General features: G+C 64.5%; 25 protein-coding genes. 5 read left to right on the forward strand and 20 right to left on the reverse strand.

What is annotated here, in order from left to right; genetic code table 11:
* Positions 1–407: 407 nt before the first annotated feature.
* Both E1261_RS45060 and E1261_RS02635 read right to left on the reverse strand, forming a co-directional pair.
* Positions 408–545: a hypothetical protein gene (locus tag E1261_RS45060; RefSeq protein WP_165952328.1), complete on the reverse strand. Its 138-nt coding sequence runs from the start codon at positions 543–545 to the stop codon at positions 408–410.
* 112 nt (positions 546–657) lie between these two features.
* A complete protein-coding gene (locus E1261_RS02635; RefSeq protein ID WP_132401197.1) occupies positions 658–1,209 on the reverse strand; it encodes a TetR/AcrR family transcriptional regulator in 552 nt (183 codons plus the stop codon).
* Between the two features lie 82 nt (positions 1,210–1,291).
* Between E1261_RS02635 and E1261_RS02640 the strand changes: the two genes are divergently transcribed.
* Both E1261_RS02640 and E1261_RS02645 read left to right on the forward strand, forming a co-directional pair.
* Positions 1,292–2,194 carry an SDR family oxidoreductase gene (locus tag E1261_RS02640; protein WP_132401200.1) on the forward strand — a complete coding sequence of 301 codons (903 nt, stop codon included), beginning with the start codon at positions 1,292–1,294 and terminating at the stop codon, positions 2,192–2,194.
* 281 nt (positions 2,195–2,475) lie between these two features.
* Positions 2,476–3,180, forward strand: a complete 705-nt coding sequence (locus E1261_RS02645; protein WP_238175976.1) for a thaumatin family protein — start codon at positions 2,476–2,478, stop codon at positions 3,178–3,180.
* On the opposite strand, the gene E1261_RS02650 is transcribed toward E1261_RS02645, so the two are convergent.
* From E1261_RS02650 to E1261_RS02670, 5 genes are read right to left on the reverse strand one after another with little or no spacing between them, the layout of a single operon-like run.
* Positions 3,177–4,547: an NAD(P)/FAD-dependent oxidoreductase gene (locus E1261_RS02650; protein WP_238175965.1), complete on the reverse strand. Its 1,371-nt coding sequence runs from the start codon at positions 4,545–4,547 to the stop codon at positions 3,177–3,179. The genes E1261_RS02645 and E1261_RS02650 overlap by 4 nt on opposite strands.
* 53 nt (positions 4,548–4,600) lie before the next feature.
* A complete protein-coding gene (locus E1261_RS02655) occupies positions 4,601–5,404 on the reverse strand; it encodes an ABC transporter permease (RefSeq protein WP_132401209.1) in 804 nt (267 codons plus the stop codon).
* Positions 5,401–6,303, reverse strand: a complete 903-nt coding sequence (locus tag E1261_RS02660) for an ABC transporter permease (RefSeq protein ID WP_132401212.1) — start codon at positions 6,301–6,303, stop codon at positions 5,401–5,403. The genes E1261_RS02655 and E1261_RS02660 overlap by 4 nt, the downstream gene beginning before the upstream one ends.
* Positions 6,300–7,415, reverse strand: a complete 1,116-nt coding sequence (locus tag E1261_RS02665; RefSeq protein ID WP_132401215.1) for an ABC transporter ATP-binding protein — start codon at positions 7,413–7,415, stop codon at positions 6,300–6,302. The genes E1261_RS02660 and E1261_RS02665 overlap by 4 nt, the downstream gene beginning before the upstream one ends.
* Before the next feature lie 3 nt (positions 7,416–7,418).
* Positions 7,419–8,603 carry a polyamine ABC transporter substrate-binding protein gene (locus E1261_RS02670; RefSeq protein WP_132401218.1) on the reverse strand — a complete coding sequence of 395 codons (1,185 nt, stop codon included), beginning with the start codon at positions 8,601–8,603 and terminating at the stop codon, positions 7,419–7,421.
* Between the two features lie 146 nt (positions 8,604–8,749).
* Between E1261_RS02670 and E1261_RS02675 the strand changes: the two genes are divergently transcribed.
* Both E1261_RS02675 and E1261_RS02680 read left to right on the forward strand, forming a co-directional pair.
* A complete protein-coding gene (locus tag E1261_RS02675) occupies positions 8,750–9,232 on the forward strand; it encodes an Lrp/AsnC family transcriptional regulator (RefSeq protein ID WP_132401221.1) in 483 nt (160 codons plus the stop codon).
* Positions 9,217–10,551, forward strand: coding sequence for an NAD(P)/FAD-dependent oxidoreductase (locus E1261_RS02680; RefSeq protein WP_132401224.1), 1,335 nt, complete (start codon positions 9,217–9,219; stop codon positions 10,549–10,551). Before E1261_RS02675 ends, E1261_RS02680 begins: the two co-directional genes overlap by 16 nt.
* 190 nt (positions 10,552–10,741) lie before the next feature.
* Here the strand turns inward: E1261_RS02680 and E1261_RS02685 are convergent, their stop codons facing one another.
* From E1261_RS02685 to E1261_RS02695, 3 genes are all read right to left on the reverse strand, one after another.
* The gene (locus E1261_RS02685; RefSeq protein ID WP_132401227.1) at positions 10,742–11,506 is read right to left on the reverse strand and encodes a DUF7019 family protein; all 765 of its coding nucleotides are present in this window, start codon (positions 11,504–11,506) and stop codon (positions 10,742–10,744) included.
* Positions 11,507–12,081: 575 nt separating this feature from the next.
* Positions 12,082–14,490: a hypothetical protein gene (locus E1261_RS02690; RefSeq protein WP_132401230.1), complete on the reverse strand. Its 2,409-nt coding sequence runs from the start codon at positions 14,488–14,490 to the stop codon at positions 12,082–12,084.
* A gap of 230 nt (positions 14,491–14,720) precedes the next feature.
* Positions 14,721–16,082, reverse strand: a complete 1,362-nt coding sequence (locus E1261_RS02695; RefSeq protein WP_132401233.1) for a hypothetical protein — start codon at positions 16,080–16,082, stop codon at positions 14,721–14,723.
* A 264-nt stretch (positions 16,083–16,346) separates the two neighbouring features.
* On the opposite strand from E1261_RS02695, the gene E1261_RS45065 reads away from it, so the two are divergent.
* Positions 16,347–16,523: a hypothetical protein gene (locus E1261_RS45065; RefSeq protein ID WP_165952329.1), complete on the forward strand. Its 177-nt coding sequence runs from the start codon at positions 16,347–16,349 to the stop codon at positions 16,521–16,523.
* Positions 16,524–17,042: 519 nt separating this feature from the next.
* Here the strand turns inward: E1261_RS45065 and E1261_RS02700 are convergent.
* From E1261_RS02700 to E1261_RS02745, 10 genes are all read right to left on the reverse strand, one after another.
* Entirely contained in the window at positions 17,043–17,399 is a 357-nt protein-coding gene (locus tag E1261_RS02700; RefSeq protein WP_132401236.1) for a hypothetical protein, read from the reverse strand.
* Between the two features lie 71 nt (positions 17,400–17,470).
* Positions 17,471–17,848, reverse strand: a complete 378-nt coding sequence (locus E1261_RS45845) for a hypothetical protein (protein WP_202874256.1) — start codon at positions 17,846–17,848, stop codon at positions 17,471–17,473.
* Positions 17,849–18,046: 198 nt separating this feature from the next.
* Positions 18,047–18,676 (reverse strand): hypothetical protein, encoded by a 630-nt coding sequence (locus tag E1261_RS02710; RefSeq protein WP_132401239.1) that lies wholly within the window; start codon positions 18,674–18,676, stop codon positions 18,047–18,049.
* A gap of 73 nt (positions 18,677–18,749) precedes the next feature.
* Positions 18,750–19,313 carry a phosphoribosyltransferase gene (locus E1261_RS02715; RefSeq protein WP_132401242.1) on the reverse strand — a complete coding sequence of 188 codons (564 nt, stop codon included), beginning with the start codon at positions 19,311–19,313 and terminating at the stop codon, positions 18,750–18,752.
* Positions 19,314–19,470: 157 nt separating this feature from the next.
* Complete coding sequence (locus E1261_RS02720) at positions 19,471–20,403, reverse strand: DNA-processing protein DprA (protein WP_132401245.1); 933 nt, start codon at positions 20,401–20,403, stop codon at positions 19,471–19,473.
* Between the two features lie 89 nt (positions 20,404–20,492).
* Complete coding sequence (locus E1261_RS02725; RefSeq protein ID WP_132401248.1) at positions 20,493–21,314, reverse strand: carbohydrate ABC transporter permease; 822 nt, start codon at positions 21,312–21,314, stop codon at positions 20,493–20,495.
* Positions 21,314–22,192, reverse strand: a complete 879-nt coding sequence (locus E1261_RS02730) for a carbohydrate ABC transporter permease (RefSeq protein ID WP_238175966.1) — start codon at positions 22,190–22,192, stop codon at positions 21,314–21,316. Before E1261_RS02730 ends, E1261_RS02725 begins: the two co-directional genes overlap by 1 nt.
* Positions 22,189–23,481, reverse strand: a complete 1,293-nt coding sequence (locus E1261_RS02735; protein ID WP_132401251.1) for an extracellular solute-binding protein — start codon at positions 23,479–23,481, stop codon at positions 22,189–22,191. The genes E1261_RS02730 and E1261_RS02735 overlap by 4 nt, the downstream gene beginning before the upstream one ends.
* A gap of 164 nt (positions 23,482–23,645) precedes the next feature.
* Complete coding sequence (locus tag E1261_RS02740) at positions 23,646–24,743, reverse strand: epoxide hydrolase family protein (protein ID WP_132401253.1); 1,098 nt, start codon at positions 24,741–24,743, stop codon at positions 23,646–23,648.
* Positions 24,722–25,549, reverse strand: coding sequence for an alpha/beta fold hydrolase (locus E1261_RS02745; RefSeq protein ID WP_132401256.1), 828 nt, complete (start codon positions 25,547–25,549; stop codon positions 24,722–24,724). The genes E1261_RS02740 and E1261_RS02745 overlap by 22 nt, the downstream gene beginning before the upstream one ends.
* Between the last annotated feature and the right edge of the window lie 10 nt (positions 25,550–25,559).

The raw sequence follows: 25,559 nt of genomic DNA on the forward strand, positions 1-25,559 counted from the left end.
GTCCGAAGATCCGGAGACCACGCCCGGAGACCACGCCCTCGGATCCTTCGGACGTTGCGGGTACGGCGTTCTGCTGCCGGCGTGGAGGTCGGCGGGTGTGCCGCGGTCACCTAGTGGGGGTGGGGACACCGCATGGTGGGCTTGAACAGGTAATTCCCTGTTCAAGCCCACCGTTTCTTGTTCAAGGCCCCCGGTTGCCGGCTCGGCCGCGGGTGGGCTGGGGAGTGCTAACGGTCGATTTCGGGAGGTAGGACTCCCCAGCCCCACCAGACACCCGCAGACAGCACCCCAACCAGCCCGACCCGCCTCAAACCACCGCGGCGGGTCAGCAGGCAAGCCTCGTCGCTGTCGGCGGCAACCACAGCCCGTCAGCCCCAGGCCTCGTGCACCTCTGGTCGCCGACCTGGCTATCCCGCCCAGCCAGGCACCCCGCCCAGCCACACCTCTTCGGTAACGCCGGCCGCAGCGGCGAGCAACCACCGCCGTACGAGACCGGCCGCATCCGAGCGCACCGCCACCACACCGCCGTACAAGAACCCACACATCCAGCAACAGAGCCGGATATCCCTCCAGTTGGGGGGTTGCCCATCGAGATTTTCAGGGGCAACCCCCCAACTCGACAGGCAACCCCGCCTGCGGCGGCGACACGCGGGCGGGCTACGCAAGGAATGTGCGTGCGAGCGCCTGGGGGTCGAGTTGGCGCGGGTCCCGGCCGCTCATGATGGCGAAGAAGGTGGGCCCGATCAGGCGGGCGGTGGCGAACTCGAGGGCCTGGGGTGTGTCGCAGGCCGGTACTGCGCGCGCGATGACCACCCGGGCGCTGTCGCCTAGAACATCCTTGTCTGCAAGGAGTTTCGCCACATCGGGGTCGTGCTGGGCTTCGCCGATCAGGGCTCGGTAGGCGGAGCCGGCGTGGGAGTGGGCGAGGAAGTTGATGAGCGCCTGGAGGTAGGTAGTCAGGTCGTCGAGTGGGTCGCCGGTGGGGGTGATGGCTAGTTCGTCCTCGGCGTCAGTGGCGCTGGCTTCGAGGAGGATCTCGGCCTTGGTCGACCACCAGCGGTACACGGTCTGGCGGGAGACGCTGGCTCGCTCGGCGATGCCCTTCATGGTGACGGCCGCATAGCCGACCTCGACGAGGAGATCGTCCACTGCGTGGAGCACGGCTTCGCGGGCGCGTTCGCTGCGGGGGCGGCCGACTTTGCTCTCCATGGCAGCACTATAGCTGGACACGGTGACTCGATATTGCTAGATTAATGGACATCGTGTATCGAAATGGATCTGGAGAAGGATCATGCGTGTCTTTGTCACTGGAGCCTCGGGCTGGATCGGCTCCGCCACCGTTGACGAACTGCTGAGCAGCGGGCATGAGGTGGTTGGGCTGGTCCGTTCGGACAGCTCGGCCGCGGTGTTGACCGCGAAGGGCGCGCTGGCGCACCGCGGTGATCTCGACGATCTTGAGTCGTTGCGGAAGGGCGCTGCGGATTCGGATGCCGTGGTTCACCTGGCCAACAAGCACGACTGGGGCAATCCGACCGAGTCCGACCGAGCCGAGCGGGCCGCTGCCGAGACCATGCTCGACGTCCTCACCGGCTCCGGCCGCGCGTTCGTGATTGCCAATGCCCTGTCCGGAATCGTCGAGGGCCGCCCGGTGGTCGAGACCGATCCGTCGCCGGCCGTTGGCTCCGAATCCGACCGGGGTGGTAGCGAGAACCTTGCGCTGGATGCCGCCGTCCGAGGGGTGCGGTCTGCTGTGGTTCGCTTTGCACCCTCGGTGCATGGGCGTGGGGACTGGGGTTTCGTCACCTGGCTGGCCGAGGCTGCTCGCAAGCACGGTGTCTCCGGTTACATCGGCGACGGCTCGGCCAGCTGGTCGGCGGTCCATCGCACCGACGCTGCCCGCCTCATCCGCCTCGCTGTCGAGCAGGCCCCAGCCGGCTCCCGCCTGCACGCCGTCGCCGAGGAAAGCCTTAGCACCAAGGCGATCGCGGAAGCACTCGGTACGGCGCTCGCCGTACCAGTCACGTCGATCGCCCCAGCCGACGCCGCCGACCACTTCGGCATCGTCGCCCATTTCTTCGCCACCACGATGACCGCGAAGTCCACGATCACCCGCGACCTTCTCGGCTGGAAGCCCACCAGCCCCGGCTTGATCGAGGACATCACCTCCGGCGCCTACACCACCGTCGTCGCCTGACCAGCCACCGAACCTCCAGCACTGATCAACTCCCGCAGCGCGCGTATCAGTACGCTCAACCGCAGGTCGGCAACCGCTACCCGAGCCGGTTAGTCAGTGTGGCAGGTCCGGTCCGGGGCTGAGACAAGTGCCGGTCAGTGGCGCGGGCGGCTTGGTGGCGGGGTGATCGCGCTCTCATGAGGCATTGACATCGTTGTAGCGGGTGGGGATGGTGGTGGGGCAGTCGTCCGCGTCCGCCCCGATCTTGCGGAGTCGATATGCCGAAGCTTCTTGCTGTGTTGATGTCGCTTGCATTGTTGCTGGGGATTCCGGCGCCGGTGAGTGCGGCGACCGTTCATACGGTGACGTTTGTTAACCAGTCGGGGCAGACCTTGTGGGTGGGGGCGACTGTCAACGCGGACAGCTCGGTGAATTTGAGTGGGCTGCCGACGTTGGCGAGTGGGCAGTCGGCGACTGTGACGATTCCGGAGGGGGCTTGGCCTTATCACTGGCGCGGGAAGTTTTTCGGGCGTCAGGGGTGTGCCGGGCAGTCCGGGTCTACGTTCAAGTGTGCGGTGGGGGACTGCGGGCCGTGGGCTGATCGGTGCAGTACTGGGGAGCAGCCGACGAGTTTGGCGGAGTTCAATTTCGATCAGAACGACGGGCTCGCGCCTTGGTACAACGTCAGTTACGTGAACGCGTTCTCGGTGCCGATCACGATCCGCGCCAACGACGCCCAGGGCTCACCACCGGAGTGCGAGACGATGGGCTGCCCCGAGAACCTGTTGCCCTACTGCCCGCAGGTCAACAAACGCGTCGGCACGAACGGCGTCACGCCGTACTGTCTCAATCTCGATCGCGACCACCGCACGCCGTACAGTGACGCACTCAGTTCGCGGTGTCCCAAGGCTTACGCGTGGTCGAAGCAGGATGCCGAGCAGGGCAACCAGACCGTCCGCCAGTGCCGCAACTGCAGCGGATTCACGGTCACCTTCCACGCGGTTTAGAAGTCGAAGCCGAGGCCCAGCCGGTCGAGCGTGCGGAGCCAGAGGTTGCGGCGACCGGCGTTGGCGTCGGCCTGTGACATGGAATGCCGGGTCAAGTGGATGCCGGCGGAGCGGATGGGTTCGGGTGGGAACGGGACCGGCCGCGTGCGGACCATCCGGAGAGCGGTGCGTTCGGTGGATTCGCGGTACAGGTGGTCGAGCATGACGTCGGCGCCGAAGCGGGTCGCAGCAACGCCGAGGCCGGTGTAGCCGAGGGCGTAGGCGGTGCGCCCCTCGTGCGCAGTGCCAAAGAAGGCGCAGAAGCGAGTGCTGGTGTCGATGACGCCGCCCCAGCGGTGCGTGAAGCGCAGACCCTCGAGCTGGGGGAAGGTGCTGAAGAAGTGCTCGGCGAGCATGCTGTGTACGGCGGTTTGTTGCTCGTACGCCGGATTGATCCGACTGCCGAAGTGGTACAGCGGGGTGTAACCGCCCCAGATGATCCGGTTGTCGCGGGTCAGCCGGTAGTAATGGAAGAGGTTGGACGCGTCACCGACGCCCTGCCGGTTCTGCCAGCCAATGCTGGCAAGCTGAGCCGGGGACAGCGGTTCACTCGCGAGCACCAGGTCATACACCGGGACGGTGAAGAGCCGCAGCCGACGCAGCAGAGACGGAAAAGCGTTAGTAGCAAGGGCAATCCGCGCGGCACGCACCGAACCACTGGTCGTAGTCAACCGACCGTCGTGGAGCGCCGTCACACGGGTGTACTCGTAGATGCGCACTCCGAGATCCAGACACGCCTGCCGCAACCCCCACGCCAACCGCGCAGGCTCGACCAGCGCTGTGGAGTGCGGATCGGACAGCGCACCGAGATACGTGGGTGAGTTGAGCTCCGCCCGTACGGCGTCCTGGTCCAGCAGCACGACCTCGTCGCGGCGAGCCGCCTCCTCGGCCAGCTCCTCCAGGTGATGAGGTGCGGTGGCGACTGTGAGCTCGCCGGTACGGCGCCAGTCGCAGTCGATCCCGAGACGCACGATCGTGGTGCCGATCGCATCGAGGTTCTCCGTGCCGAGGCGCTCGATGGTGGCGAGCTCTTCGGGCCAGCGGGCGAGGCCGTTGGCGTATCCGTGCGTGAGGCTGGCGTCGCAGAACCCGCCGTTGCGGCCGCTCGCGGCGGAGCCGCAGGTGTTGGCTTCGAGGAGTACGACGTCGAGTCGCGGGAAGCGTTCCTTGGCGCGGAGCGCGGTCCACAGGCCGGTGTACCCGCCGCCGACGATCGCGAGGTCGGCCGCGATCGGGCCGGTGAGCGGAGGCGCCGACTCGGGTGCCGTCGGGTCGTCGAGCCAGAAGACCTCGGGAGCCGCATCCGCCAACGCCGCCGCCACATTCACCACTCGACTCCCCTGGTGTGAGCCGGGAGGAGCGCGTCGCCGATGCTCATCCCTCAACTCCTCGCTCGACGTCGGCGGGTGACCTCGCCGGCCAGGACGAAGATCAACGCGAGCAGGAACATCGCCGTACCGATGACGTTGATCTGTGGCGGGATGTCGCGCTGCGCCGAACCCCAGACGTACATCGGGAACGTCACCGTGGTGCCGGCGTTCAGGTTGGTGATGATGAAGTCGTCGAACGACAGCGAGAAGCTCAGCAGCGCGGCCGCCATGATGCCGGGGAAGACGAGCGGGAAGGTGACGCGCCAGAACGTCTGCCACTCGTTCGCGTAGAGGTCCATCGCCGCCTGTTCCAGCCGCGAATCCATCCCGGCCAGCCGTGCCTTCACGGTCACCACCACGAACGACAGGCAGAACATCACGTGCGCGATCAGGATCGTCCAGAACCCGAGCCGCCCGCCGAACCCGCTCGACACGAACAGCGCCAGCAACGACGAGCCGAGCACGATCTCCGGCGACGCCATCGGCAGGAAGATGAACAGGTTCGTCGCCGACCGCCCGCGGAACCGGTGCCGCACCATCGCGAACGCCATCAGCGTCCCCAGCGCGGTCGCGACCACGGTCGCCAGCAAGCCGATCCGCAGACTCGTCGACACGGCGTCACACAGCCCGTACGGCTGGCACGGATTCGCCCAGTTGTCCCAGGTGAAGCCGTCGAACGTGTACGACAACCGCCCCTTCGGCTGGTTGAACGACATCAGGATCACAACGACGATCGGCGCGAACAGGTACAGCAGCACGATGAGACCCAGCACCATGATCAGGTGCTGCCCGATGAACCGTCCGACGCGCGTCATACCAGATCATCCGTTCCGGCTCGGCGGACGTAGATCAGGACCAGTACGACGATCGCCGCCATCAGCGTCACCGACAATGCGGCCGCGGTCGGGTAGGCACCGGCTGAGAACAGTCGCTGGATGTCGTTGCCGATCATCCGCTGCTTCGGCGTACCGAGAAGCTGTGCGTTGATGTAGTCACCGGCGGCCGGGATGAACGTGAGCAGCGTGCCCGCGACCACACCCGGCATCGACAGCGGCAGGGTGACCACTCGGAACGTCGTCAGCGGGCCCGCGAACAAGTCGCCACCGGCCTCGATCAGGCGGCGGTCGATCTTCTCCAGGCTCGCGTACAGCGGCAGCACCATGAACGGCAGGAAGTTGTACGTCAGACCGGTCACGACCGCGGCCGTTGTCGCCAGCAACCGTCCGTCCGGGCCGAGGATGTGCAGCCACTTCAACGCGTCCACGACGAAACCGTTGTCGCTGAGCAGCAACTTCCACGAGAGCGTGCGGATCAGGAAGCTGGTGAAGAACGGCGCGATCACCAGCGCCAGCATCAGGTTCTTCCAACGGCCGGCCTTCATCGCGATCGCGTATGCGAGCGGATAACCGAGCAGCAGACAGAAAGCCGTGGTCAGCAAGGCATACCAGAGCGATCGCCCGAACGGACGCGCGTAGTCGGCCATCGTGTCGGCGAAGTTGCCGAAGCTCCAGGTCATCGAGAACCCGTCCTCGATCGACCCGTTCGGATCGTACAAACTTGCTGCCAGCAACGACACCAGCGGGACCACGAAGAACAGGAGCAGCCAGAGACCGCCGGGCAGCAACAGCAGGTACGCCGTCAATCGCCGCCCGGACCGTGGCGGCGGTGGAGCCGGGGTCTGGCTGGCGGCGCTCAGCTGGCCGACGGCGCTCATTCCACGTCCTCGACCCCGGCCAGCGCGTCCTGCGCCGCGTCGAGCAGGAAGCTGTGCGCCGGCCGCCAATGCAGGTCGACCGCGTCGCCGGCCCGGAAGGTATCCCGGGCACCGGTGTTCTGCTCGAAGACCGTCAGCTCCTGACCCCACGGCAGCTTCGCCAGGTACTGCGTGCTGACGCCGACGTAACTGACGTCCGTGACGACGGCGCCGAGGAGCTGGTTCACCCCGTCACCCTCCTCGGTGCCGGCTGGGGCGAGGAACACCTTCTCCGGCCGGATCCCCAACCAGACCTCGCCTTCGGTAACCCGGCAGCGGGCCTTCGGAACAAGCACCTTGCGGCCTTGGACATCCACGATCAGGTTCTCGTCGGCCTGGCCGATGATCGCGCCGCGAATCAGGTTCGACTGCCCGAGGAAGTTCGCCACGAACGTGGTGGCCGGCAGGTCGTACAGCTCGGCCGGACTACCCAGCTGCTCGATCAGGCCGCCGTTCATCACCGCGATCGTGTCGGCCATCGTCATGGCCTCTTCCTGATCGTGGGTGACGTGCACGAAGGTGATACCGACCTCGGTCTGGATCCGCTTCAGCTCGAGCTGCATCTGGCGGCGGAGCTTCAGGTCGAGGGCACCGAGCGGCTCGTCGAGCAGCAGGACCTGCGGGCGGTTGATCAGCGCGCGGGCCAGGGCAACTCGTTGCTGCTGGCCACCAGATAGTTGCCCAGGGCGACGTTTGCCGTAGTCGTTCAGCTCGACCAGGTCGAGCATCTCCTCGACCTTCGGCTTGTAGTCCTTGACCTTGCGGCGTTTGAGGCCGAAGGCAACGTTCTCGAAGATGTCGAGATGCGGGAACAGCGCGTAGTTCTGGAAGACGGTGTTCACCGGCCGCTTGTACGGGCGCAGGCCGGTGATCTCGTCGTCGCCGAGCCGGATGGTGCCGGTGGTCGGCTCCTCCAGGCCGGCGATCATTCTCAGGGTCGTCGTCTTGCCGCAGCCTGACGGACCGAGTAGCGCGAAGAAGCTGCCTGCAGGGACGGTCAGGTCGAGATTGTCGACGGCTCGATGACCCGCAAACTGCTTGCTGATGCCTTCTAGAACAAGATCACTGGTCATCTATCAGCCCCCGATCGCGAGGTTGAAGTCGGTTTCGTAGAGCTTCGCCTTGGCCGTGTCGAGCGGCATGAACGACGAGGTCTTCGAAAGCATGGCCTGGTCGGGGAAGACCAGCGGGTTGTCGACCAGCTCGGGGTCGATCTTCTCCATCGCCTGCCGGGCGCCTTCGACCGGACAGATGTAGTTCACCCAGGCGGCCAGCTCGGCGGCGACCTCGGGGTCGTAGTAGTAGTTCATCAGCGCTTCGGCGTTCGCCTTGTGGGTCGCCTTGTTCGGCACCAGCATGTTGTCGGACCAGAGGTTGAGACCCTCTTCCGGTACGACGAACTTGATGTCGGCGTTGTCCGCCTGGAGCGCAAGGACGTCACCGGACCACGCCATACAGGCTGCGATGTTGCCGTCGTTCAGGTCCTGCACGTAGTCGTTCCCGGTGAAGCGGCGGATCTGGCCGGAGCCGACGGAGCTCTCCAGCTTCTCCAGCGCCTTGCTCCACTCGGCGTCGTTGAACTTGCCGGGATCGGCACCCACCAGGCGCAACATGATCGCCATCGTGTCCGGCATCTCCGACAGGAGTGTGACCCTGCCCTTGAGTTCGGACTTGCCGACCAGGTCGGCCCAGCTGCCGATCTCGCCGGTCACCTTGGCGTTGTAGGCGATCCCGGTCAGACCGCTCTGCCACGGCACGCTGTAGTCGCGGTTCGGATCCCAGGTCGGCGACTTGAGCTGCTCGAGCAGGTACTTGTCGACGTTCGGCACCGCTGCGTGGTCGAGCTTCTGGAGCCAGCCGAGGCTGACCATCCGGGCGGCCATCCAGTCGGTCAGCACGAAGATGTCGCGACCGCTGGGCTGACAGGTACCGAGCTGGTCGCGAACCTTCGCGTAGAACTCGGAGTTGTCGTTGACGTCGGCGGTGTAGGTGACCCGGATCCCGCTCTGCTTCTGGAACGCGTCCAGGGTCGGCAATGCGGTCTTGCCGTTGACCTTCTCCTCGGACTCGTCCATGTAGCTCGGCCAGTTCGAGAAGTTCAGCAGCTTCTGGGTGCCGGACTGGTCGGTGCTGATGCACTTGTCCGCACTCTGCCGGGCCGGCGGGATGCCGCAGGCTGCCAGCGCGCCTGCCCCCAGCCCTAACCCGAGGCCGCGCAACACCGCCCGGCGGCCGAGAACCGGCGTACGACGAGGTCTCACGCGTACCTCCTTGCAGGGGCTGTCGCGGTGGATACTGTCAAACCATCGGGACAGAGACAAGGGATTCCGTAGCAAACTTGGATTTTCACAACGAATTCCGCTTCGGCGGCTTGCTTGTGGTCCGGTACCGCTGACAGGATCACCAGGTGGCAGTACGAACGGGGCACCCCGACAAGAACCAAGGTCTGCTGGACGAGACCTCCAAAGCGATCATCGAACAGCTCCAGGTCGACGGACGGCGCTCGTACGCCGCGATCGGGAAAGCGGTCGGGTTGTCGGAGGCCGCCGTACGGCAGCGTGTCCAGCGACTGACCGACGCCGGCGTGATGCAGGTGGTCGCGGTGACCGATCCGCTCGAGCTCGGGTTCGACCGGCAGGCGATGATCGGGATCAAGGCCGAGGGGGCACTCGAACCGATCGCGGAACAGCTGGCCGCGATGGACGAGGTCGAGTACGTCGTGATCACGGCCGGTTCCTTCGACCTGCTGATCGAGGTGTTGTGCGAGAGCGATGAACACCTGCTGCAGGTGCTGTCCGAGCGTGTTCGGCAGATCGAGGGCGTGAAGAGCACGGAGAGCTTCGTGTATCTGAAGCTGGTGAAGCAGACCTACTCGTGGGGTGTGCGCTGAACCTCTGGGGCACTGCTGAGGTGACCCGGGCTCCGTTGGCTGGCGACCGGGATGCCGATGTGGTGATCGTCGGCGCCGGGTACACCGGGTTGTGGACCGCCTACTACCTGGCGAAGGCCGACCCGTCGCTGCGGATCGTCGTACTGGAGCGGGAGACGGTCGGGTTCGGGGCTTCCGGGCGCAACGGTGGGTGGTGCTCGGCGTTGTTCCCGGCGTCGGCGCGGAAGCTGGCTGCGTTGCCGGGATCAAGCCTTGACGCGGCGATCGCGATGCACCGGGCGATGCAGGATTCGGTCAACGAGGTCGGTCTGGTGAGCGCGGCCGAGGGGATCGACTGCGACTACCACAAGGGCGGCACGATCGTGCTGGCCCGCTCGCAGGCGCAACTGGCGCGAGCCCGCTTGGAGGTGGCTTCGGCAGGCGAGTGGGGTCCGGGCGATCTGCGGTTCCTGGAACGTGACGAGGTGCAGGCCCATGTCCGCGCGACAAAGGTGCTGGGGGCAACATTCACGCCGCACTGCGCGGTGATCCATCCGGGGAAGCTCGTGCGTGGATTGGCCTCGGTGGTCGAGGGCCTTGGCGTGGTCATTCACGAGCAGACGCCCGTGGAGGTCATCTCTCGCGGAAGAGCCATCACGCCGTACGGCGTGGTGCGGGCTGAGGTTGTGGTGCGTGCGACTGAGGGGTTCACCGGGGGACGCGCGGTGGCGCCGGTGTATTCGTTGGTGGTGGCAACTGAGCCGTTGAGTACTGCGGTGTGGGATCGGATCGGGTTGGCGGATCGGCCTTCGTTCAGCGATCACCGGCACCTGATCATCTACGGGCAGCGGACTGCCGATGGGCGACTCGTGTTCGGTGGGCGCGGGGCGCCGTACCACTTCAGGTCGCGGGTGCGTCCGGCGTACGACTCGGAGCCGCGCGTGTTCGCCAAGCTGCAAGGGACGTTGCGGGAGCTGTTCGGGCTCGAGGATCTGCGGTTCTCGCATGCGTGGGGCGGGGCGCTCGGCGTACCGCGGGACTGGTGCGCGTCGGTCGGGCTCGAGGACGGGCTCGCGTGGGCGGGTGGGTATGTCGGCGACGGCGTCAGTACGACGAACCTGGCCGGACGCACGCTCACCGACCTGATCCTCCGCCGCGACACCGCCCTGACCCGCCTCCCCTGGGTCGGCCACCACTCCCGCCCCTGGGAACCCGAACCCTTCCGCTGGCTAGGCATCAACACCGGCCTCCGAGCCATGACCTTGGCCGACACCGAAGAACGCCTAACCAACCGCAACAGCCAATTGGCCCGCCTGATGGCGCCGTTGCTCGGTCATTAGCCCACCCGTGCACGTGATGCCAGGTGCATGTGGATTAGCCCACCCGTGCATGTCATTCCGGGTGCATGCACTTGCCCCACCCGTGCACCTGATTCGAGGCGCACGGATCTTGCCCACCCGTGACTGAGGTTGGATGGCACCGCGGTTTGAAGGGTGCGGCATCGTTGAATCAAGGCCGCACCCTTACGCGTTATTCGGCCTGGGGCTCCGGCGTCGCGACCCAGATCGGGGTGCCCAGCATCACAAGGCTGTACCTGCCGCTTTCCCCTGGACTAAGACCGTGAAACGACAGGTCGACGTCCCTGGCCGTGTCGTACGGCCGGAACAGTACGTCCATCCTGTCTGGTCCCTGCGTTGCTGCGGTCGTGTAGATCGTGGCAGCCGAGCGCAGTCGGGATTGCAAGCTCAGGTCACGGTCCCATTCGAGAAACTTCGTCGCGACGACAGGATCTTCAGGCTCGGCAGCGTCCGCGAGTATCTGGTACATCCCCTCCGCGTCGGACGGCATCCAACCACCTGAGTACTCCTCGTCGGCAACCCCGAGGAAGTTCGTCGCAGAGCCGAAGAGCCCGGGGAAGATACTTCCTACATCAGGGACCTCGACGTCGGCGAAGAAGCAAGCGACTCGCACGTTCTGCGCTCGGTCCCAGCCCATGTGTACGGGGATCGCACCCCACGAGAGGTCAACGGTCGCCCGCACATAGTGGCCAGGATTCGCCAGGGTGCCGGTGTTATCAGAGACCACGTCGATGGCGCGGCGGGCGACGTCGTAGATATTGGTGCGATCGACCTCGCGGAGCCCAACCTCTGCTGAGACGCCAGCAGCCTTGGCCCCGAGGTTGAGGCCGACCTTCCTCAGCCACTTTGAGCGTGGCGCCGCATCCTGACCGACTATCTGCCGGGTCAGCCGACGCGAACAGTACTTCACGTCGACCGGCCAGTTGTCCGTAACCACGGATCGCCTCCATCCTCATTGTCCGTCGCTGCGGCTCGACGCCGTTCCCTGCTCACGAGTATGGGCGGACCGTCGCAAATTGAGACGAAGCAGGTCCGGGTGGCTCCTGAGCAAGCGAGCCAGCCAGCCGGCTCTCATTCCAACTCCCAGACCCGGAATCATGCTCCGGTCTGCGGCAATGACTTCTGAGTCTCTAGGATGTTGGCCGAGAGTACGCGATTCGAACTCGTGAGGGGTTGCCCCAACACGCTTTCCACGTCCCCAATCAGCCGTTCAACGTTCGCCCAGGGCCGTGCACGCGGGCCACATCGTCTGGGAACCTAGCTGAACGTCCCCGACCGGATGCGGATAAGACGAGTTTTGAGACTGCTCTCTGGCGGCTGAATCGGGCGCCCTTGAGCCAGCCGGCGGCAGACTCCCGGGGAGAGTGTCGATCAGCTTAGGAACTGCCTTGTCAGCCACAGAAACGCCTGAGCGCGCCGACGCCTAGATGTCATCCGAGTTCGTCGAATCGTTGTAGACCGCCCCCGACTTGCGCGATCCCTCAGATCGGGCACGGATCCGGCACGCCCCGCCTAGAGCACTGCTGCGTAGTCGCGGAACCTCTCAAGCGTGTCTGTTGGGATGCGGCCTAGGTCGGTCTCCATCAGCTGTGCCGTGACAGCTTCAGAGAATACGTGGTCGAGGTCAGTTAGGGTCTTGAGAACATCAAGCGATCCGTCGTCGACTATCGACCGAGCGCAGGTGTGAGCGACGGTGAACGCTCCGCTCTCCTGGGCGCCCGCACCAACTTGCATGGCAAGGCGTACGATCTCAGTCGGATTCTTTGCAGTGGATGCCCAATCCGAAATCGCGTTCCACGCAACCCGAAACTGACCGGGATCGAGACGGACTGCAGCAAGGCATAACGCAGACAAAGACCGAACGCTGAGTGTCTCGAACTTTGGAATTCTTGCGACTTCGCGAAGTCTCGTTACGACCATTTCGAATGCCTCGCGCTGCCTGAGGCGCAGTGCCGTCACGCCTGCGCGCCGCAGCCAGGTAGTTAGGTGATCGGGCCTGTACTGACTGATATCGGCGACCGAGAGTCGCCCGATGAAAATGACCGGCGTCTGTTCCTCTGGTCCAGAGGCCGAGAGACAATGATTGAAGACGACGTCGGCAGCCTTCCGGACTCCATCATCGCTATTGCTTGTGGCTGAAACGAGAAGTGTCATTACGTCGCGCAGGACTGGACTGACTGGATACACGGTGGAGAGTCCAGATCCGAGATGCGTGCCGCCATCATCGCGAGTGTGCTTCGCTCGCAGTCGCGAACGCTCGGTGCTAGCCCGCAGAAGGTGTTCGGACAGAATGCGGCTGGCCTGCTCTGCGATGGCCTCTCCCAGTCGAACGTCGCCAGTCTTCGCGCTGTTCAAGGCGAGCGAGACCAGGGTGACAGCCTGAATGCTCACCTCCTCCAGTGGTCCAGCATCGACTGGCCTCAACCACTTGCGCAGCCTCTTTTGAAGTGACATCGGCAACTTTTGGGAGGCCGGCGGCTTAACATAGGCGATTGTGTCCCCAGCCGAGGCGATCAACCCGAATTGCGAATTGAACTGAATATGTGCACCATCTGCAAAGACCGGATCGGACAGAACTCGCAGCGCCTGGCGACGCTTTGGTAGTAGGATGCCATGGGTCGGGGCGTCAATCTGCAATATGTCATGACCAACCATATGGCGAGCGCCGGTTCCAGCGGATGGCAGCGAATCTAGCCCCTTCCACAGATGTGTTGCCCAGAATTGCGTGGAACCGAATACAGAGCTTGCTCGATTCCATTTACGGAGATGTCGGTCGACGTACGATTTACATGCCTCGGCCGGGTCCGTCCTGTGGAAAATCCGAAACATCGCGGCTGCCATCCAGCCGACCGATGCGATAAGGAGAGCCGCCTGGAGGATGGGCCAGATCTTCGGCGTCGGCGTTGGTGTATACGTCGAAGTCGATAGCAACGATAGCGCCGCTATATACGCGGCCGCCAGATGCCAGGGTTGCCCGGCCACCCGCGCGACCGCCCCAGGGAGTCTTTGTGTCGATAGTTGCACTGTAAACACGTTTATAGTTGCAATGAGAGCAACGATGGCAATCGCCCCCTCTAGGGGCATCGCCGCAAGTGAAATTTTTGCAAGCCACTTCCATTCGATATCACGGTGGGTAGAAATGATCAAAGCGACGATCGCCGGCGCGGCTACGAGAATTACACTTAAGGCGAATCCGGTTGCAAATGTGGTGATCTGTTCACCGAACCGGCGAGTTGGCGAAGGCAATGAAACCTTGGGCGCTGTGCGGAGTGATGTGTCCGCAGCCTTCGCAAACCTTTCTGCCTCGTGACTGCTCAACATCAGCGTCTTATTGATATTCATGAATGATGCTGCTGATTCAGTCCCTTTGCTCCGAACGCTTTGCGCCAGGAGATCTAGTGCGACAATTCGTTTCGGACCACTGAGGGTTGCGCACAATTTTGTGAGATGCGATTCAATCTCTGGGCGTTGCGCTGCTAGATCTACTAGTGCCGCTGAGGCGCCCGGTCTCCTGGAATTGGAGTCATAAGGGTCGAGAGGAGCGCTCGCGAGGTGCCAAATCTTGTCAAAGACAGCCAATGTTTGGCGCTCAGGCAGGCTCGCGGCGACGTGTCGAACCTGAAGCAGCATCAGATCCAGCAAGCTTCCACCAAGCCCTGCCGGGCCGTCCAAGACAATCGCCTCATAAATCGTCTGCGGCAACTCTGCGTCAAGCCGGTAGTTGTCCGTGAACCATCGGAGTCCAGTTGTCTGGAGCGATATCGGGAGCTTCGAAATGTCCGTAAGGATGTCTCTGGCGGAGGCCGCTGTCGCTGGTTGGCCGCTTAGAATCAGAAATAGCAATCTGTCAGCACTGAGGCCCGCCTTCAATATGTCGCGATGCTCAACCGAGATTGAGTTCGACGCGACGGCCAGCAACACCGTGAGGCGGTTAATGTAGTCCGGGAGCGGCGTCCTCGTGGCTGTGTTGAGCCTTCCGACTCGTCCCAGTTGCGCCAGGCTGAACGCTGCTGAACGGCTATAGCAAGTTCTTGCGGTACGCCGAAGCGCCGAGGCTAGTAGGTCACATCTGGTAATCGGCTCAGGAACGCTTAGAGCCGTGGTGACCAGAGCGCTGTGAGCGAGTTGCTTGCCTGAGTTCGCGTCAACAGTCACTCGGCCACCTGGACAGCGATCCTGGGAACGTCCGGTTGCATGATCTCCATCCCAGGGAAGTAGATCGGTGACTTCGGCTCCGGCATATGGACCGCCGCTGGGTTGAAGATTTCGACCGAAGCCCTGGAGAGAGCTGCCAACTGTTGCTCGGCCAGCTTCTGGGAAACCTCTGGCCAGTCTCCGACCTGCGCACGTGCATCCGGGAATTGTTGCATCACCTTGGCGGACAGAAGCATGTGAAGGAAAGATTCACGATTCGCAGTGGTGATAACCAAAGGCTCGAGAATGCTGAGGCCGAGCGTAGACCCGAGTTGCTTACCTCCCTTCACCGGAAGGACGGGAGAGATCTTCACTGGAACATGTTCTCGATTTACAAGGGCGTGTTTCTCGGATATTTCCAAGATATCCTCCGGTCTAATCACCCACGGATTTTTCAGAGGCACAGCTTCCATTGACAGGAGGCCCATTCCGCAAACGAACCCATCTCTTGCCATTTGGGCCGTTAGCGACGGTATTCCACCGATCTCCAGGAGGTCACGGGCCTTCTGGAGCATGCTCTCAGGACCGGGGCCCGTGATCGTCCACCCTTGGGTGAGAACGTTGACGATCTTGTCGATGGTGAGACGAGCATTAGGCATGGAGTTGTAGACATGTCTGACCAGCGGCATTCGGGTGCGGATTTGCTCAGCGGCGAGCAGCGGGGCCTCGTATCTGACATTCAAGGTGAACCCGCTCGCATCTGCGCGAGCGCGTATTGCGTGGCACGCATTTTGCCATCCGTGATTTCGGATTTCGGCACCGACCAGGTTAGTGGTCTCCTGGTCCACCCGAGCTGCTTGATCAGGCAGAGATGGAATCTTCTCTTTAGGGGTTCTCCTAACGAGATCCTGCCGCGCGACCAGCATCGCCAGCGCAGTTAGCGTTGACTCGATCTGTGTTTCAATCGAAGAGTTGAGGACGCATGCCCAGATCGATGGCGATTCCTGCGAACTGTCGGTTGGCGACTGTATCGTCACCCCGGGGCTATTCAGCAGGGTTTCGAGTGCAGCCGAGTCGATCCAGTCCGCCATCTGCTCGCTTGCCCAATCGTGCCCCAAAGCCTCCAGGCGTGGGATTGGGCGGGGCGCTTGGTTGTCTGCATGAATAGGCAGGAGCCAGAACCCAAACAGCTTCGGATTCAAGAAGCCGGGTTGCTCGTAGTGTCCCACCCGTACGTAGAGGTGGTTGTCTGTCTTGCTGTCGCGAGTCGAACTGACCTCTGAGCAAAGCTCTTGGAGGAGGGTGGACGACGCAGTGCGATGTTCGTCGGTGACCTCAGCGGGCTCTGTGCGGTCGTCTGGCATAGGAATGTAGGCCACGATCGGGATTGTGGCACGCAGCGCGTCTGCGGGGTAGGCGCCAGCGTCGGTGCGGGCACAGCAGTCGGCGTCGCCAGAGTCCGGGTCGTCCTGGAAGTGCAGGGTCTGTGTATAGGCCGCGCCGGAGCCTGGCCAGGCTTCGGCAACCGGCGATCTATGGACGGGAAGCGAGAGCCTTACTGGTCAGCATCTTCGAAGAGATCGCATAGCAACTAATCGCAATTCCAATGGCCGCGGCCTGCTGCGCATTTCTAGGCTCAAATCATGAATACGGGAATGCTCGTGTTGTCGTTTGGTACCGGCGTCATCACCGTGCTGATGATCGTGGACTGCCTGCACGACATGGCGAGGCGCCAGTGCCTGACCGCCTCCGGCTGCTTCTATCCCGATGGTTCACGCGACTCAGATCACTTCCGGCGTCTCCGCGACGATGACCGATGAGGCGAAGCCCCGCCCGGTGGTGCTCGGCTACTTCCGCCAGCACCTCTTGATGACTCAGACCGAGGTTCGTACTCGACGCAGCAACTTAGCTACTTCGCCGAGGCGCAAGGCTTCACGCTCGCAGAGGTGTACATCGGGCAGATCGAGACTTGGCCGATGGCTTTGAACTCCTCGTCGCGCACGCCATGCGCAAGGGTGTCGGCGGGGTCTTGCTGCCGAGCATGCTGCATTTCGCCGTGCTCGGCCCTCCCAAGTCGGTCACCGAGCATTTCGAGCACGTCACCGGAACTCGGGTGTATGCCGTCCCCGAGTTGGTGTCGTACAGAGCAGGTGTGGCGGCGTCTAATTCCTGCATCGGCGCCCCCACACCGAACCACCCAGCAGGAAGTCGGGGAGCTTGACGGCCTCAGACCCATCTCGTTGAGCGCCGCGGCGGGCAGTCACGGGCCGGCGGCCGCAATCACCTCGCCTCGAAGCACGTGCACGGGTGGGCTGAACTACCTCCGCCCCGGCCCGTGGCTAGGTGATGCCGGCTTTGGCGTCGAGGTGTTGGAGTAGGTTGTGGGCGGCCAGTTCGATTTTCTTGTGGCGCCATTCGGAGGCTCGGTAGACGCAGGTGATCAGGCCTGTTCGGTGGATGCGGCGGAGGTCGCCGTACACGAAGCCGTAGCGTGCCTTGGTCTCATCGCTCGCGCCTTCGGTGAGGCCGAGGTGCCAGGCCGAGTACTCGGCCCAGGAATGCTTCTCCAGGAAGGCGTTCTGCGCATCTGCGCGCGGCTGCACCGAGCCCCAGTCGCTGTCGAGCACGTACTGGCGGGAGTCGATCAGCTTCCGCGCGTACTCGACCGCGACCTCGTTGACCTCGTAGTTGGCCATACCAATGCCTGTTCCCAGCCGCTAACGCACCAGCTCATCAGATCAAGCCACGCCGGGCTGATGGTCAGAGCTCACGGCCTGTTCGAGCCGACGAAGAACTCCGAGGCCAGCAGGCCGGCCACCAGAACGACCGGCAGGTAGACGGCGAAATGCCATCTGAACGTGGTGATCCTAGCCAGGATGGCCACCCCGATCGGTGCGTAGACGAAGCCGCTCATCACCGCGTAGGTCGAGGTCACATCAGTCATGTAGGCCAAGATATGGGTCGGCAATCCGACGATGCCGGCCGCGGCGTAGGCATAGCCGAACGCGCGGCCCGACGAGTTCGCCGGCAGCCACACCTTCCATCCAGGCGGCGGCGGTCCCCAGCTCGGATCCGGCTGCCAGCCAGGCTTCGGCCGCCAACCCTCAGGTGGCGGCGGCCAGTTCGGTGGCGGGTTGTAGATCATCCTCGGCTCCCGTCGATCGGCCCTCGCTCTCCGAGTCTCCGCACCTCCCATGACATTTCGATGACAGCAAGACCGCCGACCAGCATTGCCCGCGGACCGCCGCCACTGACCAACTCCGGCTGGCTGCGGGTCTCCCGCCTGGGGATCGAGTGAATCCGGGCGATTTGAGGGGTTGGTGAGTGGCTGGGGTCCGCTTTCTCAGTGAAGGGCAGGCTCGGGGTGCAGGGTGGCCAGCGGGAGGCCGGACAGGTGGAGGGTGGGGTGTAGCCAGTCGTTGAGGATGGGGGCTTCGGTGGCTAGGTGGTTGGCTAGTTCGGTGCGGCTCAGTTCGAAGACGTGGGCGGGGTTGCCGGTGAGGTCGACGACGGTTTGCATGAGGCGGCCGGCTTGTTCGTTCCAGAGGGGATCGTTGGCGTCGAGGTCGTCGGGGCGGATGAGCAGGAGCTCGACGTCGGACTCGAGGTCGCCGTCGGCGCGGGCCAGGGCGCCGTACACGGAGGCGTGGACCGGCGGGAGGCGCCAGGCGGTCAGTTCGTCGGCGATGCGGTTGACGAGGGCGGCGCGGAGGTCGGCCAGGAACTCGACGACCGGGGCAGCGAGGTGCTTGCGGTTCAGCCGGTAGGACAGGGAGTTGCCGGCGTCGTCGACGTGGACGAGGCCGGTGGCGGCGAGCCGCTGGAGGACCAGGCGGACCCCGGCCACACTGCCCTGACCTGCAAGTTTGTGGACCTCACGCCCCGACAACCCCTCGTCCGCCCGAGCCAGGACCTGGAGGACCGGCCCGTCCAGGGAGGGGATCACGGTGCTGATCGGCGTCTTCAGGTCCATGACGAGACAGTAGTAACCGATCAGCTCCGCAGAGTAATCATCCTGATCTGGAAGTATTCCTGGGCGGCGGCGATCAGCCGTCCAGGGCGCAGACCGAGAGGTCGAACTCTGCCGCACGCGCTCGCTCGACCAGCGCCTTCGACCCCGCGTGGGCACCGTTCACATGGCGACCCAGGACAACGGTCACGACAGCCTGCGCACCCGACACCTTCAAGGCATGAGCAAGCGACTGTGCCCTCGAGCCCGTGGTCCAGGTGTCATCAAGCAGCAGGACCCGAGCCCCGTCGACCGGGGGTGCGACGAAGCGATCGGGCTGGAAGGTTCGGTCGTCGGGGGGATGGTGCGCACCGATTGCGACTGCCAGAAACGGCAACGACAGACCTGGAGCGAGGAGCGCTTGAAGCGGATGTATCCCAGTCCGTCCACGGGTGCTCGGAACTACTGCCGCGTGGGTCAGGCGGCCGCCCGCTGGACCTTCGAGGCAGCGTCGATGCGTGCCGAGGAACAGCATGCCGAGCGCGCGAAGCGCGCCACGAGCCGCCTGCGAGGGATGCTCGAACTTGTAGGTGGCCAGATGGTGCGCGTGCTGCTTACCCTTCAGCGCATAGGCGATCGGCACGACAGCGTCCGCGATCATCCTGCTTCCGTCTCGATGACTCCGGCAGGGAAAGCAGATGTCGTAGGCATCCTTGGCGGCCGATCTGCAGACACGGCAGATGCCAGGTCCCTCGGGCAATGGGTTACGCAGAAAGACTGCCTGGCGGGCCACCGACGCCCGGAACGACTCCAGTGGATCAGAACTGGACAACGGTCGACAGTTCCTGCGGCGACTCGAAGCCTCCGGCAGCTTCGGCGACCAGCTTCTCGGTCACCGCCAGAAGTTCCTCGGTGTTGTCCACGACGTACACGCCGGGACGCTCCGCGTAGTCGCGAGCCCAGTCATGCTCGAGTAGCTCACGCGGCATCACGACCGGCCGTCCGTGCTGCAGCGCCAGCCGCGCCTGGATCCGGGCGCCACTGCGCCACGGCGCCTCGACCACGACAGTGGCAGCGGCGTACCCACTCATCACCGCGTTGCGCATCGGAAAGGTCTGCTTCGTCGGGGCACCGTCGGGCCAGAACTGGCTGAGTACCAGACCCCTCCGACCGATCTCCTGCTGCAACTGGGCGTTGGCTGCCGGGTAGGCGCGCCGAATGCCAGTCCCGATCACAGCGACGGTCCGGCCCTGCGCCTGCAGTGCGGCCGTGTGGGCTGCGGTATCGATTCCGGCGGCAAGCCCACTGACAACCGTCACATCATTCCTCGCGAGCGCCGTAGCGACCGTACGAGCGATACCAAGCCCCCGCGCACTGGCCTGCCGGGTACCCACGACGGCGACAGCTCTTCGATCATCACGCACTTCACCCCGCGTGAAGATGACCGGAGGCAGTTGATGAACATCACGAAGCTGTGCCGGGTAGCTCGAGTCGTAGAAGGCGTGAACGCCGATACCTTCTGCTTCCCACTGCTGGATGTCGCGCTCGGCCTTGTCCAGAGCAGCCTGGGCATCACCCACCGCGAAGAGCACGTCACCCCCAGCGAGATATCGCTCCAGGACTACCGTCGCGCTTCCCAGCTCCAGGACTTCGGCGGTCACCTCCGCCCAGCGGACCCCAGGTTGCTGCAGCAGCGCAACCAGCGCGGCCCTCTCTGCCCGGATCGGCTCCACGAACCAGATGTTATCCATCCTCAAGCACCTGCTGTCGCAGCAACACTGCGCTCTCTCAAATCGAGACTTCGAACATTTGCTCGAATATATCAGAGAAGCAGAGCGACTCAGCCTTTGACGGCGCCTGTGAGGCCGTTGACGATGTAGCGCTGGAACAGCAGGGCCAGTAGCACCGGGGGCAGAGCAGCCAGTACGCCGCCTGCGGCCACCAGGCCGAAGTCCGATGAGAACTTGCCGGTGAACTCGGCGATCGCGACCGGGATCGTTTTGGAGTTCGTGGTCGAGGTGAAGATCAGCGAGTACAGGAACTCGTCCCACGCGAGCAGGAAGCCGAACATCGCGGTCGCGACGATCCCGGGGCGGGCCAGCGGAAGCACGATCCGGACCAGCGCACCCAGCCGCGAGCAGCCGTCGACGCGGGCCGCGTCCTCCAGTTCGGGCGGGAGGCTGAGGTAGAAGTTGCTCATGGTCCACAGGCAGAACGGCGTGACGATCGAGCAGTAGGTGACGATCAGGCCGAGCTGGGTGTCGAGCAGATGCAGGTTCGCCAGGGCCAGGTAGAGCGGGATCACCAGCGCGATCGGCGGCAGCATGTAGATCGCCAGGAACGCGAACAACGTCGTACGGCGGAAGCGGAATCGCAGGCGGGCGAACGCGTAGCCGCCCAGGCACCCGACCACCAGCGAGATCAACGTGGTCGCCGATGCGACGACCAGGCTGTTCAGCATCGAGACCCGGAACGTGCCGGCGATCCCGTCGGTACCGGACGTGAAGATGTCCTGATAACGCGAGAAGGTCGGATGTGTCGGCAGGAGCGAGCCGTTGTTCAGCTCGTCGGCCGGGGACAGGCTCGAGATCACCAGCCAGCTGAACGGAGCCAGTACGACGATCGCCAGCAGACCGCACATCGCGTATTGGAACTTGCGCATCAGACCCCCGCCATCTGGTTCTGCCGGAGCACCCGCAGGTAGAACATCGCCAGCGCTCCGACCGCAATCACGATCAGATACGCGAGCGCGGCGCCGTACCCGAAGAGCTGGTTCGAGAACGCCTGCAGATAGGTGTAGAAGGCAACGGTCTGGGTGCCGGACGCGGGACCGCCGCCGGTCATCACGTAGACGATGTCGAACACCTTGAACGCCTCGATCGTGCGGAGTACCAGCACCACCGCGATACTCGGCTTCAGCAGCGGTACGACGACCTGCCAGAAGGTGCGCCAGGTCGAGGCGCCGTCCACCACTGCTGCCTCGCGCAGTTCGTTCGGGATCGTCTGCAATCCGGCGAGCAGGAAGAACGCGACGATCGAGGTGTTCTTCCAGACGTCGGCGACGATCACCATGTTCAACGCCAGGAACGGCGAGCCCAGCCACTGGATCTCGGTCCCGAGCAGCTGGTTGAGGACGCCGTACTGGCCGTTGTCGATCCAGCGCCACAAGGCACCGTTGACGATCGTCGGCAGCGCCCACGGCAGCACGACCAGGCTGCGCCACAACCATTTGAAGCGTAGCGGCGCGTTCAGTAGCAGCGCGACGCCCATGCCGAGGACGAGCTCGGCCGCGGTCGAGACCACCGTGAAGTACGCCGTGTGCCCGAGCACCGGGTAGAACGACGGGTCGCTGAAAACCTTGGCGTAGTTGCTCAGCCCGGCGAACGGATAGCTGCCGGGCATCGCGCTGTCGACCTTGTAGAACGACATCAGCAGCGTCCGGAGTACCGGGTAGAGCACCACACCGAAGACGACTGTTGCCGCAGGCAACAACAGGAACAGCGCGAACCGCCCCTCGCCGCGGACCCGCACCGGTTTCACGACTGCAGCAAGCTGTTCGCCTTGTCCGCCGCGTCGTCGAGCGCCTTCTGCGCCAGCTTGCGCCCGAGCAATGCGTTCTGCAACTCGGCCTGCAGTACCTGCGAGAAGGCGTTGTAGCTCTTCGCCTGCGGCCGCAGGATCAGGTCGTCCAGCTGCTTCTTCGCCTGCGGGACGACGGCCGGGTTCGTCTTGATGACGGCATCTTCGTCGTACGACGTCGCCCAGACCGGCAGCGAGGAGAGCGCGTACTTCTCCTGCTCGGGCTGGCTGGTCAGGTGCGAGATGTACTTGAACGCAGCGGCCTGGTTCTTGCTGCCCGCGGTGACGCACAGCGCCATCCCGCCGTTCACCCCCGGCCGGCCGACACTCCCCTTCGGCGTCTGCGCGACCTGAACCTTGCCGACGACCTTGCACTGCTTGGCGTCGTTGGCCGCGCCGTACATGTAGGTCCAGTTCAGTACGATGCTGGCCTGGCCGGCTTGGAAGACGCGCTGTACGTCGGCCTCCAGCGACTGGGTCGACGCCGGGTTGGTCAGTCCGTCGACGATCGTCTGCCGCATCCACTCCAACGCCTGGACCCCTCCACCGGCGTTGAAAGCGACCTTGCCCGAGTCGTCGAGAAACTTGCCACCCATCGCACCGAGCAGCTGGGCGTAGTCACAGACCAGCGCCTCGGCCTGCTGCCAGGACCAGATGAACGGGTACTTCACGACGCCCGATTGCTTCAGCCGGCGGGCCGACTTCAGCGTTCCTTCCCAGGTGTCGAGCCACTGCGGGTTCGCGTTGGCCACGTCCAGGTGCTGGGTGTTCAGGAACAGGTACTTGGTGTCCATGATCCACGGGACGCCGTACAACTTGTCGTCGTACTCGGCGGTGTCGATCGCGCCGGCGAGCATCTCGGTCTTCCACTCGGCCGGCCACTGTCCACTCACGTCGGTGATCATCTTCTTGCTGCCGAACTCGGCCGGCCAGATCACGTCGATCAGCACCACGTCGTACGTCCCGGCCGGCCCGGCGGCGACGATCTTGTCGTGCAACGCCTCGTAGGCGACGAACTCCGGAGTGACCTTGATGCCCGGGTTCGCGGCCGTGAACGAGGCCGTCATCTTGGTGACGTCCGCCTCGGTGTACGCCGCCTGCTTCATGAACAGCGCCCGGATCTCACCGCTGCTCCCACTGCCCTGATCCCCCGTGGTCGCGCCCTTGCCCCCGCTGCACGCAGCCAGCAAGGCCGCCAGCCCGGCCCCACCGGCCGTCCTCAGCACAGTCCGCCTGTCGATCGCCACCATCGCCCCACTCCAGGTCAGTATTTGTTAGGTAACTTTCCTAACATACGGAGTATCGTCAGGCCCGCCGACCGAGTCAAGGATTTCGGCCGCGCTCGCCAGGCGGACCGGCTCACCTTGGGCACGCATCAACCACTTGCCGGGCCGCGCACTTGGTTGAACCGTGCTCAACGTCGTACTGGCTTGGGCGGAGAGTGCTTGAAGAAGGTGTGGAGGTCGTTCACCAGGAGGGTGGGGGATTGGTGGGCGGCGTAGTGGCCGCCGGAATCGTGGTGGGTCCAGGTGGTGATGTTGGTGTGGTCTCGGGTGGCGTAGGCGCGGATCGAGCGGAGGTCGTTGCGGAACTGGGAGAGGGCTAGAGGGACTGTGGTCGGGGCATCCGGTGGGGGTTGGTTCGCGTACTCGGCGTAGAGGCGCATGGCGGAGGCTGCGGTGCCGGTTAGCCAGTACGCCGTGATGTGGGTGAGCAGGGTGTCGCGGTCTAGGTCGCGCATGGCTTGGCGGTTCCAGGCGAGGAGGCCGACTGGGGAATCGTTCAGAGCGGTTCCGAGGATGTCGGGGCGTTGCTCGTGGACGTGGGCGTAGCAGCCGGATGAGCGTTGGAGTTCGCGCAGGCTGTCGAGGGCTGCGCGATCTTCGGGGCTCAGTGCGGTGCGGTCAGGCTCGGCGGTGGGTGGGTACGCCAGCCACTCACCTTCCGGGAAGCAGAACAGCTGCGTGACGTGTACGCCGGTCACCGCGTCCGGTGCGACTCGGCCCAGCTCCGGGGCGATGTGCGAACCCCAGTCGTTGCCGGCCGCGCCGTACCGGTGGTAGCCCAGCCGTTCCATCAACGTCGCCCAGGCGCGAGCGATCCGGCGTGGGCCCCAGCCGCGGTCCGGGGTCGGGCCGGACCAGGTGTAGCCGGGGAGGGACGGGATGACGAGGTCGTAGCCGACCTCGGTCAGCGGGGCGATCACGTCGACGTACTCGACGATCGAGCCCGGCCAACCGTGCGTGAGGATGAGCGGGAACGCATGAGGCTGGGGTGAGCGCACGTGCAGGAAGTGGACGTTCGTCCCGTCGATCGTCGTCGTGTACTGCGGGTATTGATTCAGCCGCCGCTCCCAGACCCGCCAGTCGTACTCGTCCCTCCAGTAGTCCACCAGCTTCCGCAGCTCCGGGTCGATCCCTCGGCGGACATTGGCCAGTCGTTGGCGGAGGTCGGTGAGTTCGTCCTCCGGAACATCGATCACGTACGGCGTCAGTTCTGGCCCGCCAGCCATTCCAGTCCCTCCTCCGCGTGCTCGACGATGGTGAAGTGGCTCGCGCCTTCGTGGAGTTGCAGCGTGGCGGTCGGACAGTGCGCGGCGAGCCAGTCGCCGTGCGAGGGCGGGATGATGCGATCCGCGGTGCCGTGCAGCAGCAGGGTCGGCGCGGTGATCGCGCTGGGGTCGCAACCCCAAGGGCGCGTGTACGACGCATCGTCGTCGATCTGCCCGTACGGTCCGGCATCGAGGCCGGGGCCGGCGACCTTGCCCAGCCAGCCCCACGGGCCCTCGAATAGCCGGTGGTCGGTAGCGGCGAAGCCGGCGTCGTACTCGAATCCTGAGTCGTGCAAGGCGGCTCGCACCTCGGCACCCGCGGCCGCGCTGCCGAGGGCGGCGACGCCGGACGGAACCATGCCGGTGAACCAGTCCAAACCCTCAGCCCCGTACGGCGCGATCGCGGCCAGCGTGACGACGGCGCGCACCCGATCACCGAGTACGGCGGCGGTGCCGAGCGCGAAGGTTCCGCCGCCGGAGTAGCCGACGACCGCGAACCGATCGAGCCCGAGGGCATCCGCGAGAAACTCGGTGTCACGGGCTGTGGAGGCGACCGTTCGGCCACGGGCCACGGTAGAACCGCCGTACCCGGGGCGGTCGAAGGAAATCCAGCGGAGGCCGAGGCGTTCCGCGGCTGCGAAGAGTGGTTCGGGTGGTGCACCGACGTTCGGGGTGCCGTGGTTCCAGATGACGGGTACGCCGTCCGATCCGGCGTCGTACACATGCAGCGTCCGGCCGTCGGCGAGTTGAAGGTTGTTCTCGATCATGTCGGCGACG

The sequence above is a fragment of the Kribbella albertanoniae genome (genome assembly GCF_004348455.1).
In the GTDB taxonomy this organism is placed as follows: domain Bacteria; phylum Actinomycetota; class Actinomycetes; order Propionibacteriales; family Kribbellaceae; genus Kribbella; species Kribbella albertanoniae.